This is a genomic window from Kitasatospora sp. NPDC059462, assembly GCF_042749955.1.
In the GTDB taxonomy this organism is placed as follows: Bacteria; Actinomycetota; Actinomycetes; order Streptomycetales; family Streptomycetaceae; genus Kitasatospora.
This window is the reverse complement of record NZ_JBHYUU010000015.1, coordinates 45,282-58,291: the sequence shown is the minus strand read 5'-3', so window position 1 is coordinate 58,291 and position 13,010 is coordinate 45,282. Positions and strand designations below refer to the sequence as shown.

The window sequence follows — 13,010 nt, the reverse complement described above, 5'->3', positions numbered from 1 at the left end:
GGAAGGAAATGCCATGGTGGGAATCCGGGCCGCTGTGATCACGATTCCGCTGGTCGTCGGGGTGCTCGGCGCGCCCGCGGTGCCCGCGGTGCCCGCGGCGGCCAAGGGGCTGACCTGCCGGGGTGCGGGCGTCGACCCCGCCGCGCAGGTGCGGTACCGGACGGAGACCGTGATCGACGCACCGCTGGGCGTGATCTGGAGGCTCCAGACCGACGTGGACCGCTGGCCGTCCTGGCAGCAGCCCGTCACCGGCGCCGAGCGCCTCGACCACGGCCGCTTCCGCGCCGGGTCGGCGTTCCGCTGGACGACGCCGGTGCCGCCCGGGACCGGGATCCCGGCGACCGCTCTGGACATCACCTCGACCGTGCGGCAGGTCGAGCAGGGCGCCTGCATCCGCTGGACCGGTCCGGCGGTGGGGGAGGGCGTGCACATCGACGGCGTGCACGTCTGGCGCTTCGCCGCGGTCAAGGGGGGAGGGGTGAAGGTCAGCACCGAGGAGACCCACACCGGCCCGCAGGTGGACGCCGACGTGCCGGTGGCGACCGCGATCCTCAAGGCGGGCCTGGACGGCTGGCTGACCGCCCTCAAGGCCGCCGCCGAGGCGCAGGCGTCCGGGCGGACGCCTGCGCCCCGGTCGTGATCAGTCGGACAGCCGCTCCGCCGCCTCGTCCTCGCTCAGGGCCTCGATCTCCGCGACGAGGAGTTCCTCGACGCGGGCCGCGAGCGCGGCGGCGGTGGAGAGTTCGAAGGCGTCCCGGATCGGAACCTCCAGACCGACGCCCGCCCGGATCCGGGCGACGACCCGGGTGACCAGCAGCGAGTCCCCGCCGAGTTCGAAGAAGTCGTCGAGGGCCCCCACCCGGGGCACCCCCAGGACCTCCTGCCACAGCTGGGTGACCAACTGCTCGGCGTCGGTGCGCGGCGCCACGTACGGGCGCGCGGAGGCCTGGTCCGGTTCGGGGAGGGCCGCCGTGTCCAGCTTCCCGTTGAGGGTCAGCGGCAGGGTGTCGAGCAGGACGACCGTGTCGGGGACCAGGTAGGCGGGCAGCCGTACGGCGAGGTGCTCGCGCAGGGCGGCGGGGTCGGGCTCGGCGCCGGGCGCCGGGACGGCGTAGGCCACCAGGCGACGGCCGCCGAGCACCACCGCGGCGGCCCGCAGGACGTCCGGACGGCCGGTCAGGGCCGCCTCGATCTCGGCCGGTTCGATCCGGTAGCCGCGCAGCTTGATCTGCTCGTCGGCCCGCCCGAGGTAGTCGAGGGTGCCGTCGGTGCGCCAGCGGGCGCGGTCGCCGGTGCGGTACATCGCCCCGTCCGCGAACGGGTCGTCGAGGAAGGCGGCGGCCGTCAGGTCGGGGCGGCCGAGGTAGCCGCGGGCCAGGCCGGTGCCGGCGATGTGCAGCTCGCCCTCGGAACCGCGGGGCAGCAGGGCGCCGCGCTCGTCCAGCACGTACAGCCGCACGCCCGGCAGCGGGCGGCCGAGCGGCGGGCGGCGTCGGGTGTCCGGGGCGCCGAGGTCGGCGGCGGTGACGATGACGGTGGCCTCGGTCGGGCCGTAGGTGTTGACCAGCCGGACGGTGTCGCCGTGCCGCTCCCGCCAGCGGGCGACGGCGTCGGCGCGGACCTCGGAGCCGCCGAGCACCACCAGCCGCAGGGCGGCCGGCCAGGGGGTGCGGTCGTCGTGCGAGACCAGCTCCTCCCAGTAGGCGGTCGGCAGGTCGAGCACGGTGACGTCCGCGCCCCGCGGGCCGCGCAGCAGCTCGGGCAGGGTCCGGCCGCCGCCGGGGAGCAGGACGACGCGGGCGCCGGTGGCGAGGGCGGGCCAGAGCTCCTCGGCGTGGGTGTCGAAGCCGATCGAGGCGAACTGGACGATCCGGTCCCCGGGCGTGAGGGCGTAGCCGTCCGGGCCGGCCATCCAGTCGACGCGGGCGGCCAGCGCGGCGTGGTCGACGGCGACGGCCTTGGGGGTGCCGGTGGAACCGGAGGTGTAGAGGACGTAGGCGAGGCCGGCGCGGTCGTCGCCGGGAGCCGGGTCCGCGCCGGGAAGGACGCGCAGGCCCTCGCCGTCCTCGCTGCCCTCGCCGCCCTCGTCCGTCAGCAGCAGGACGGCGCCGGACTCGCGGACCATCAGCCGCCGCCGCTCCTCCGGGTGGGCCGGATCGAGCGGCAGGTAGCCGGCGCCGGCCTTCCAGATCGCCAGCAGGGCCGTCACCAGTGCGAAGGACGGGGCCAGCCGGACGGCCACCAGCTGCCCGGCGACCGGGCCGAGCCGTGCGGCCAGCTCGGTGGAGCGGCGGTCGAGTTCACCGTAGGAGAGGACCTCGCCGTCGCACTCCAGCGCCGGGGCGTCCGGCGTGGCGGCGGCCCGCCCGGCGAAGCGGGCGAGCACCGGGCGGGCGTCGGAAGGGGCCGCGGGACCGGTGCCCAGGGCCAGCAGCTCCGCGCGCTCCTCGGCCCCGATCAGCCAGTCGCCGTGCAGCGGCACCGTGGCGTCCTCGACGGCGGCGGCGAGCAGTGCGCGGCAGCGGGTGCCGAGCGCGGCCACCGTCTGCGGGTCCAGCACCTCCCGGTCGAAGCAGAAGGAGAGCGTCAGACCGCCGTCGGGGGTGCGCCAGCTGTCCAGCAGCAGATCGGTCTTGGCGCGCTCGAAGCCGGAGTCCATGGAGGCCGTGCGCACCCTGGCGGGCAGCGGGGCGCCGCCGCCCTCGCCGGCCAGGTCGTACTGGCTCTGGTGGACGAACACCGCCTGGTAGAGCGGCGCCGCCCCGGCCTCGGCGGGCAGGTCCAGGTGGACGGCGAGCCGTTCCAGCGGGACGTCCTGGTGGCCGAGCGCGCCGAGGGTGGCGGTGCGCACGCGGTGCAGCACGGTGCGGAAGCCGGGCTCGCCGGTGAGGTCGGCGCGGAGCACGCCGGTGCGGGCGAAGTAGCCGGCCAGCGCCTCGTGCGCCGCCTCGGTGCGGCCGGCGAGCGGGGTGCCGACCACGAAGTCGTGGCTGCCGGTCCAGCGGGCGAGCACGCACTGGTAGGCGGCGAGCAGCACCATGAACGGGGTGCAGCGCTCGCGCCGGGCCAGCGCGTCCAGGGCTGCCGTCAGCTCCGGGTCCAGCGCCACCGTGGCGAAGCCCGCCGGGTGCTGCGGCTCGGCCGGGCGGGGGCGGTCCAGCGGCAGCCGCAGCCGGCCGGTGCCGGCCAGCTTCTCCGCCCAGTAGCGGAACGCGGCCTCGGCGCCGCCCGCCGCCGCGCGCTCCTGCTCGGCGCGCGCGACGTCGCCGTAGCTCAGGGCGAGCGGCGCGAGATCGGCCGGGGCCTCGCCGGTCACCTCCCGGTACAGCGCGAGCAGCTCGCGCCAGAGGATCCCGAACGACCAGCCGTCCGAGACGATGTGGTGCACCACCAGCGCGAACGCGTGCTCGTCGGGGCCGGCGGAGACCAGGACGGCGCGCAGCGGCGGGCGCCCGGCGAGCTCGAACGGCGCGTTGACGGCCGGGCGGCAGGCCTCGGTGAAGTCCTGCTCCGCGGCGCCGGGGGCGAGCGCGAGCAGGTCGAGCGGGACGGGCGCGGGCGGTTCGACCAGCTGCACCGGGGCCTCGCCGTCCAGGGCGAAGCGGGTGCGCAGCGGCTCGTGCCGGGCCGTCAGCCGCTCCAGCGCGGTGCGCAGCGCGGCGACGTCCAGCGGGCCGCTCCACCGGCGGCACAGGTACATGTTGAAGCCGGCGTCGGCGGGGTGGAGCTGCTGGAGGAACCAGAGCCGGCGCTGTTCCTCGGTGAGCGGGTGGACGGCCTCGGCGGGGCGGGCGCCGCCCGCGGTCCGGTCGGTGGTGGTCATCGGGCGGCGGCCTCGGTTCCGGTACGGCGCGCGGATGCGGCGGATGCGGCGGATGCGGCGGGTTCGGCAGGTGAAGCGGGGACGGCGGGCACGGACACGGGCGCGGACGCCGAAGCGGGCACGGCGGGCACGGGCGCGGGCGCCGGCGCGGCCCCGGTGCGGGCCGAGAGGGTGGCCAGGCCGACCAGGTCGTCGGGCTCGGCGTCGGGCACGTCGCGGTCGAAGTGGCGCAGCGCCGGGACGGCCAGGCAGACGGCCACCAGCAGCGCCATGGCGAGGCCGAACAGCAGGTAGAGCAGGCCGATGCCGCGGCCCTCGCCGGTGCCGATCAGCCGGCCGACGGTACCGGCCAGCGCGCCGTTCTCCTCGATCCACGGCTGGACCAGGCGCGGCCCGAGCGGTGCGACCACGGCGAAACCGATCGGAAGGGTGGACCAGGCCACCATGGTGTTGACGGCGATCACCCGGCCGTGGAAGCGCAACGGCACCTTGGTCTGCACGATCGTCGCGTAGACGCCGTTGACCAGCCCCAGCCCGTACGCCATGCCGAAGGCGCCGAGCGCCACCGGCCAGACGCTCGGGCGCAGGCCGGTCACCAGGCAGGCGGCCGCCAGGCCGAGGGTGGCGAACAGCACGCCGCGCAGCCGCAGCCGGCGCGGCCCGCCCCAGACCAGCAGGGTCAGCCCGCCGAGCACGGCGCCGAGCCCGGCCGCGACCGAGACCCAGCCGGCCGCCGCCAGCGGGGCGAAGGAGAGCACCAGCGGGGTGGTGAGCAGGAACAGCGGCGACAGGAAGATGTTGAGGGCGGCGAAGAACAGCAGCATCGCCCGGAAGTGCCGGCTGCCGAGCGCCCGCCGGAACCCGGCCCGGATCTCGGCGGCGACGCTCTCGCGCCGCCGCGCGGCCATCACGTCGGGGAAGCGCACGGCCAGGGTGACACCGGTGGCGACCACGTAGCTGGCGACGTCCATCACGAGGATGCCGCCGAGGCCGATCGCCGACAGCAGGCCGACGGCGAACAGCGGGACCAGGAACTGGGCGAGGCCGAAGGCCATCTGCACGACGCCGTTGGCTCGGCCGAGGAAACGTTTCGGGACCAGCTGGGGCACCGCCGAGTTCCAGGCCAGCCGCTGGAAGGTCAGCGCCGTCGACAGCACCGCGATCAGGACGTAGGCGTGCCAGACCTGCAAGGAGTCGGTGAGGTAGAGGAGCAGCATCACCGCCTGGGTCAAACCCGCCGCCACGTCGCCGTACAGCATGATCCGGCGCCGGTCGCCGCGGTCCACCAGGGCGCCCGCGAGCGGCGCGGTGAGGATGCCGGGCACCAGGCCGCAGGCGGCCAGCAGGCCGAACTGGGCGAGCGAGCCGGTGGACAGGTAGATCCACACCGGCAGGGCGAACTCGGTGAGCGCCGAGCCGATCATCGAGATCTGCTGGCCCGCCGCGACGCCGAGGAAGCGGCGCATGGTCGGCCGCACGGGCCGCGCGGCCGGGGCCTGCTCGGGGGCGTCCCCGGGCCGGGAGAGCCCGGCCAGCCACCAGGTGGCGCCCTCGGCGCGCCGGTGCCGCTCCTCGGTGCCGTCCGCCACCGAGCGGTGCACGGTGGTGAGGATCTCGGCGAGCTCGGCGGCCCGGTACTTGAGGTAGAAGTGGCCGGCCTCGTCCAGCACCACCACGCCGGTGGTGTCGCTGAGCCGGTGCCACTCGCGGTACCGCTCCTCGTAGAACTCGGTGGCCGGGTCCCGGTCGCCGCAGACCGCGTACACCGGGGCGGAGATCCGGCCGTCCGCGATCCGGCCGTCCTCGATGCCCTCGAACAGCCGGGTGAAGTACTGCTCGGCCTCCCGGGTGCCGATCCGCCGGTTGGCGACCATCAGCCGCAGCTGCTCGGTGCCGACCTCGTCCGTCTCCAGGCCCGCCGCCGCCAGGGCGTTGATCATGCCCTGGTCGCTGCGCAGCCGGTCGGCGGTGCGGGCCCACCACTCGCCGACGGCGGCGCCGCGTCCGCGCGGCCGGGCGAAGGGGAAGATGCCGCCGAGGTGGACGGCCTCGATCTCGCGGCCCGCCGCCTCCACCCGCCGGGCGATCTCCACCGCCAGCCGGACGCCGACGCCGCAGTGGCCGTACAGGACGACGCGCCCCTCGACGTTGTCGAGGATCTCCTGGGCGCAGCCCGCGGCGACCTCGTCGACGTCCATCGCCTCCTCGCCCAGCTCGTGGCCGGGGACGGCGAGCGAGTGCAGCGCCCAGTCGTCGGGCAGGGCGTCGGCGAGCGGCTTGTAGATGAGCGCGCTGCCGCCGCCGTACGGCGCGCAGACCAGGCTCGCGGTGGCCTTGCGGCCGGGCGGGGTGAGCAGGTGCAGCAGGCTGCGCGGGCCGCGGTCGGCGTGCGGGTCGCTGACCAGGGCGGCCAGCCGGCGCACGGTGGGGTACTTGAAGAGGTCCATCACCCCGACGGGGGTGGGGAGGTCGGGGTAGGCGCGGCGCAGCTTGGCGACCACCTGGGTGGCCAGCAGGGAGTGCCCGCCGAGCTCGAAGAAGTCGTCCAGGGCGCCGACCCGCGGGACGCCCAGCAGCTCCGCCCACAGGTTGGCGACGAACTCCTCGGCCTCGCCCTCGGGTTCGACGAACTCGCCGCTCGCGGCGGGCTCCTCGGGCTCGGGCAGGTTGCGCCGGTCGACCTTGCCGTGGGCCAGCAGCGGCAGCCGCTCCAGCACCACGAAGCGGGCCGGGACCATGTAGTCCGGCAGCACCTCGGACAGGGCCTCGCGCAGCTCGGCCGCGGCCGGGGCGGGGCCGTCGCCCGGGTGCTCCAGGTAGCCGACCAGGGTCTGCCGCAGCCCCTCGCCGCGGGCCAGCACGACGGCCTGGGTGATGCCGGGCAGGGCGGTGAGGGCGGCCTCGACCTCGCCGGGCTCGACCCGGTAGCCGCGCACCTTGATCTGGTCGTCGGCCCGGCCCAGGTAGTCGAGCGTGCCGTCGGTGCGCCAGCGGGCCAGGTCGCCGGTGCGGTAGAGGCGGTCGCCGTCCGCGCCGAACGGGTCGTCGACGAAGCGCTCGGCGGTGAGGTCCGGGCGGCCCAGGTAGCCGCGGGCCAGCCGGTCGCCGCCCAGGTACAGCTCGCCGGTGACGCCCGGCGGCACCGGCTGCATCGCCTCGTCCAGGACGTGGCAGCGGGCCCCGGCGAGCGGGGTGCCGATCGGGGTGCTGCCGGGCCCGGCGGCCTCGGCGGTGACCTCGTGGACGGTCACGCCGACGGTGGCCTCGGTCGGCCCGTAGTGGTTGAAGACCGCGCACCGGCCGAGGGCGGCGAGTTCGGCGGCCCACGGCCAGGCCGAGGCCTCGCCGCCGAGCACCAGCGCCCGGCGGGGCAGCAGCCGCTCCATCGGGGCGTCGGCGCCGAGCGCCGCCAGGTGGGAGGGCGTCATCTTCAGGTAGTCGAGCCGCAACGCCTCGATGCGCTCGGCCAGTTCGGCTCCGGCGATGCGGCGCGGCAGCAGGTGGACCCGCCCGCCGGTGCTCAGCGCGAGGTAGAGCATGGTGATGCTGAAGTCGAAGGAGAGCGACTGCAGCAGCCCGTAGCCGGCGCCCGGCTCGATCCGCAGCCGTTCCCGCACCCCGGCCAGGTAGTTGAGGATCTGCCGGTGTTGGACGGCGACGCCCTTGGGGGTGCCGGTGGAGCCCGAGGTGTAGATGACGTAGGCCAGGTGGTCCGGCCCGGAGACCTCCTCCAGGGGCTCGGGGTCGCGCTGCGCCGGATCGACGTCCAGCAGCAGCGCGGCGCCCTCGTGGCCGGGGAAGCGCTCGCGCAGCGCCGAGTCGGTGAGCAGCACCCGCACACCGGCGTCGGCGACCAGCTGGGCGAGGCGGGCGGGCGGCTGCTCCGGGTCCAGCGGCAGGTAGGCGCCGCCGGCCTTGAGCACGCCGACCAGGGCGACCGCGAGTTCGGGCGACTGCTCCAGGCAGACCGCGACCCGGTCGTCCGGTCCGACGCCGAGCGCCCGCAGCCGCCGGGCGAGGCCGTTGGAACGCTCGTCCAGCTCCCGGTAGTCGACGGTGCGGCCCTCGAACTCCAGCGCCGGGCGGTCCGGGTGGGCGCGCGCGGTGCCGGTGAGCAGGGCGGTGAGGGTGGGCGGGCCGTCGGCCGGGTCGGGCAGCGCCGGGCCGGCGGCCCACCGCTCCAGGACGTCCTGCCGCTCGCCGGGGGTGAGCAGCGGCAGCCGGGAGACGGGCCGCTGCGGGTCGGCCACCGCGGCCGTGACCAGCAGCTCGAAGCGCTCGACCAGCTGTCGCACGGTGGCGGCGTCGAACAGGTCGGTGCGGTAGGTGAGCAGCCCGTACAGGCCGCCGTCGGACTTCTCGCGCAGGTAGAAGGCGAGGTCGGTGCGGGTGGTGGCGGCCTCGTGCCCGAAGCTCTCGGCGCTCGGCGCGCCGGGGGAGCCCGGGTCGCCGGCGGCGCCGCGGTCCCCGTAGTTCTGGAAGGCGAAGCTGACCTGGAAGACGGCGGAGCGGCTGACGTCGCGCTCGATGTCGAGGTCGGCCACCATCTGCTCGAACGGCACCTCCTGGTGGGTGTACGCGTCGAGCGTCGTGCCGCGCACCCGGCGGAGCAGTTCGCCGAAGGTCGGGTCGCCCTCCAGCCGCGCCCGGATCGGCAGCATGTTGACGAAGAGCCCGACCACGCCCTCCAGTTCGCGGTGCAGGCGGCCGGCGACGGCCGAGCCGATCGCGAAGTCCCGCTGACCGGCGTGGCGCCCGAGCAGGGCCTGCAGGGCGGCCATCAGCACCATGTAGCCGGAGGCGTTCGAGGCGCGCGCCAACGCGGCGACGCCCCGGCCGAGTTCGGGGCTCCAGTGGAACTCGGTGGCGGCCCCCTCGAAGGTCAGCACCGGCGGCCGGGGCCGGTCGGTGGGCAGCTCCAGGGCCGGGACGTCGCGCAGCTCCTCGCGCCAGTGCGCCCGGGAGGCGGACAGCGCCTCGCCGGCCAGGCGCTCGCGCTGCCAGCGGGCGTAGTCGCCGAACTGCACCGGGAGGTCGGGAAGCCGGTCCGGGGTGCCGTGGGCGTGCCGGGCGTACAGGGCGTCGAGCTCGCGGTGCAGCAGGTCGAGCGACCAGCCGTCGCTGACGATGTGGTGCATGACCAGGGCGAGCACGTGCTCGTCCGGGCCCGTGCGCACCAGCAGGGCGCGCAGCAGCGGCCCGGCGCCGAGGTCGAAGGGCTGCGCCACCCGGGCGCCGAGCTCCCGCGCGGCGCGGGCGGCCGGGTCGGGGTCGTCGGTGGCGTCGACGAACTCGGCCGCGCACGGCCCGGGTTCGGCGATCCGGACCGACGCGGTGCCCTCGGGGTCGGCGGGGAAGGACATCCGCAGGGCCTCGTGCCGGGCGATCAGGTCGGCGAGGGCGGCGTCCAGGGCGGTGCGGTCGAGCGGGCCGCGCAGCCGGCGGGCCGGGGCGAGCGCCCAGGCGGTGGAGCCGGGGGCGAACTGGTCCATGAACCAGAGCCGTTCCTGGCCGCTGGAGAGCGGCACCTCGGCGCCCGGGGGCCGGGCGGGGACGGTGTTCGCGGGGGCGGGGCCGGGGGCGTCCGCCGGGCCGGCCGCGGCGGCGCGCAGCCGCTGGGCGAGCAGGGCGCGTTTGGTCGCGGACAGCCCGGAGGCGGGGTCCTGGAGGTCGGTCATCGGGTGTTCCATTCGGCGCACGTCGGGGCGGTGGCGGGGCGGGCCCGGGGCGGGATCGCCGGGGCCGGGCCACCGCGGGGGAGGGGGGCGAGGGCGCAGGGAGGGAGGCGCGGGAGCGGGTGCGGGAGGCCCGGGCGGGCCTCCCGCGGGTCAGCGGAGTTCGCGGACGGCCGCGGCGATGCCGAGCGGGGTCGGGGTGGCGAAGAAGACGTCGAAGTCCAGCTCGACGCCGAGCAGGTCGCGGATCCTGGCGGTGATCTGAATGATCGTCAGGGAGTGTCCGCCGAGCTCGAAGAGGTCCTCCTCGGGGCCGAGGTCGGGCAGCCGCAGCACCTCGGACCAGACGCCGAGGACGGTGGTGAGCACCTCGTCGTGCTCCTGTCCGCCGGCCGGCCCGGCGGGCGCCTCGACGGGCACCGGCGGGACGGGCAGCGCGCGCCGGTCCAGCTTGCCGTTGGGCGTCAGCGGCAGCCGGTCGAGCACCAGGAAGCGCTGCGGGACGGCGGCGCCGGGCAGCGACTGCTGGAGGAAGGCCCGCAGGTCGGCGGGGGAGGGCACGGCGCTCCCGGCGGCGGTGCTTCCGGCGGTGCCGCTCCCGGTGGCCGGGACGAGGTAGCCGGCGACGAACGGCTCCCCGTCCTCCCCCTCCCGGTGCACCGCGGCGGCGGCCTCGGCGACGGCCGGGTGGGCGAGCAGCGCGGACTCGATCTCGCCCAGCTCGATCCGGTGGCCGCGGATCTTGACCTGGTCGTCGAGCCGGCCGAGGAACTCCAGGTCCCCCTCCGGGCTCCAGGCGACCAGGTCGCCGGTGCGGTAGAGGCGGTCGCCGTCCGCACCGAACGGGTCGGCGACGAAGCGCTCGGCGGTCAGTTCGGGCCGTCCGAGATAGCCCTCGGCGAGCCCGTCGCCGCCCAGGTACAGCTCGCCCGGCACCCCGACGGGCAGCGGCCGGCGCCGGGCGTCCAGCACGTACGCGCGGGTGTTGGCGATCGGCCGGCCGATCCGGACGGTCTCCGGGGCGGGCGGCAGTTCGGCGCAGGTGGACCAGATGGTGGTCTCGGTCGGCCCGTAGACGTTGAGCAGCCGGACGGTGGCGGCCCGCAGCTCGCGGGCCAGCGGCAGCGGCAGGGCCTCGCCGCCGACCAGGCCGGTGAGTCCGGCGGGCAGCGGCCCGGCGCCGAGCAGGACCCGCCAGCCCGAGGGGGTGGCCTGGACGTGGGTGACGCCCTCGCGCTCGACCAGGGCGCGCAGCCCGGGCCCGTCGACGGCCAGGCCGTCCGGGGCCAGCACCAGCCGGCCGCCGGTGGTCAGCGGCAGCAGCAGTTCGAGGGCGGAGATGTCGAAGGAGAGCGAGGTGAGGCCGAGCCAGACGTCCCGGGGGCCGGAGCCGAGCCGCTCGGCGAACGCGCCCAGCAGGTTGACCAGCGCCCGGTGGCCGATCTCCACGCCCTTGGGGCGGCCGGTGGAGCCGGAGGTGTAGAGCACGTAGGCGAGCGGGCCGGGGGCGTCCGCGGCGGGGGCGGCCGCGGCCGGTGCGGGGGCGTCGCCGTTCCCGGGGAGGCGGAGCACCGCCGGGGCGGCGGCGGCCACCTCGGGCGCCGGTTCGCGGTCGGCCAGCAGCAGGGCGGCGCCGGAGTCGGCGAGCACGAAGGCCAGCCGCTCGGCCGGGTAGCCGGGGTCCAGCGGCAGGTAGCCGGCGCCGACGGTGTGCACGGCGAGCAGCGCGGCCGGCAGGTCGGCGGTGCGGGTGAGGTGCAGGCCGACCAGGTCGCCCCGGCCGATGCCGGCCGCGCCGAGCGCGCCGGCCAGCCGCTCGGCGCGCCGCAGCAGCGCCCGGTAGGTCAGCCGCTGCTCGCCGGCGACCACGGCGAGGGCGTCCGGGGCGGCCTCGGCCTGCTCCCGGACCAGGTCGAGCACGGTCCGCTCCCGGGGGTAGGCCCGGGCGGTGGCGTTCCAGTCGGTGGTGACCTGCCGCTGCTCGGCCGCGTCCAGCAGCGGCAGGTCGCCGAGCGCCGTGCCGGGGTCGGCCGCGGCGGCGGCGAGCAGGGTGGCGTAGTGACCGGCGATCCGGCGGGCGGCGCCCGGGGCGAGGACGGCCGGGTCGTACTGGAGGGAGAACTCGACCGCCTGCGGGTCCGCCACGGCCTGGAGGTGCAGGGTGTTGCGGGCCGCGTGGTGGAAGACCGTCCAGTCGACCCGGGTGGTGCTGCCGGGGAAGACCGGGTCGGCGGTGGTGCGGCGGCGGTAGCCGAAGGAGACCGGGGCGAGCCCGGCGCGGGGGGTGAGCCCGGCCACGGCGGTGCCGAAGGGGACGGTGCGGTGCTCCGCGAGGTGCCGGACCTCGGCGCGCACGGCCCGGACCCACTGCGCGAACGGGGCGTCCGCGTCGGTGCCGGCCGGCGCGTACACGGGCAGCTCGTTGACGAACAGACCGATGGCGCCGCGCTGTTCGGGGCGGCGGGTGGAGACCGGGACGGAGACCGGGACGGCCTCGCCGCCGTAGCGGCGCAGCAGGCCGTGCAGGGCGGCGAGCAGGAACTCGAAGACGGTCACCCCGGTCTGCCGGGCGGCGGCGTCGAGGGCGGCCCGGGCGGGGCCGTCCAGTCGCCAGGTGACGGCCTCGCCGGGGCCGGCGTCGGTGGTGGCCCGGGCGCCGCCGGGCAGCACGGGGTCGGTGGCGGCGGCCCAGCGCGGGCCGTGGAACGCGGCGGCGGCCTCGGCCGCGGCGGGATCGGCGGGCCCGGCCGGCTGGGCGGGGTCGGTGACGGGCTGCGGTGCTTCCGCGGCGACGGCTCCGGCGGGCGTCCCGTCCGCGAGCGCGGCGGCGTACCCGGCGGCCAGGTCGGCGGCGAGCACGTCCTTCGAGGCGCCGTCGAACACCGCGTGGTGGGCCACCACCAGCAGTTCGGCGCCGCCGTCCGGCCGCTGGTGCAGGGTGAACCGGGCGAGCGGCCCGGCGGCCAGGTCGAAGGGGAGGGCGAGCTCCTCGGCGAGCCGCTTGGCGAGCGCCTCGCCGCTGTCGGCGGCCGTGTCGAGGACGGTGAGCGCGGGCGCCCGCCCGGCGGGGACCAGGTGGAGCGTGCCGCCCCGTTCCACCAGGGCCGAGGTGAGGGCGGGGTGCCGGGCGACGGTCGCGGTGACGGCGCGGGCCAGCGCGTCGGTGTCGATCCGGTCGAAGGCCAGCCGCAGCGCGAGGTGGAAGACCTCGGGCACGTGGGTGAGCCTGCTGGTCAGCCAGATCCCGTGCTGGGCGGGGGAGGCGGGCCCGGTGGCGTCCGTCGCTCTCGCGGGGTCCCCGGCGGCGGAGGAGGGGCCGGGCCGGTTGGGGGAGTCGGACATGCTGCGCTCGATTCGGGAGTCGGAGACGATGCTGCGGGGCACCCGTCCGAGCGGTGGCCGTGGCGGCGCGGACGCGGCACGGCGCGGTCGGACGGCGCGGCTGCCGAAGGGTGGCCGGCCCGCCCCGCGGACCGGTCGGCAGGACGCCGAGGCAGGGCCGGACCCGACTC

General features: G+C 77.1%; 4 protein-coding genes. 1 reads left to right on the top strand and 3 read right to left on the bottom strand.

Annotated elements, in window-relative coordinates; all coding sequences use genetic code 11:
- Positions 1-13 precede the first annotated feature (13 nt).
- The gene (locus ACFXAM_RS06935) at positions 14-640 is read left to right on the top strand and encodes an SRPBCC family protein (protein ID WP_380288175.1); all 627 of its coding nucleotides are present in this window, start codon (positions 14-16) and stop codon (positions 638-640) included.
- Here ACFXAM_RS06935 and ACFXAM_RS06930 read toward each other — a convergent pair whose 3' ends face one another.
- The 3 genes from ACFXAM_RS06930 to ACFXAM_RS06920 form a co-directional block, all read right to left on the bottom strand.
- Positions 641-3,823, bottom strand: coding sequence for an amino acid adenylation domain-containing protein (locus ACFXAM_RS06930; RefSeq protein WP_380288174.1), 3,183 nt, complete (start codon positions 3,821-3,823; stop codon positions 641-643).
- Positions 3,820-9,501: an amino acid adenylation domain-containing protein gene (locus ACFXAM_RS06925; RefSeq protein WP_380288172.1), complete on the bottom strand. Its 5,682-nt coding sequence runs from the start codon at positions 9,499-9,501 to the stop codon at positions 3,820-3,822. Before ACFXAM_RS06925 ends, ACFXAM_RS06930 begins: the two co-directional genes overlap by 4 nt.
- A gap of 150 nt (positions 9,502-9,651) precedes the next feature.
- Positions 9,652-12,840 (bottom strand): amino acid adenylation domain-containing protein, encoded by a 3,189-nt coding sequence (locus ACFXAM_RS06920; protein ID WP_380288170.1) that lies wholly within the window; start codon positions 12,838-12,840, stop codon positions 9,652-9,654.
- Between the last annotated feature and the right edge of the window lie 170 nt (positions 12,841-13,010).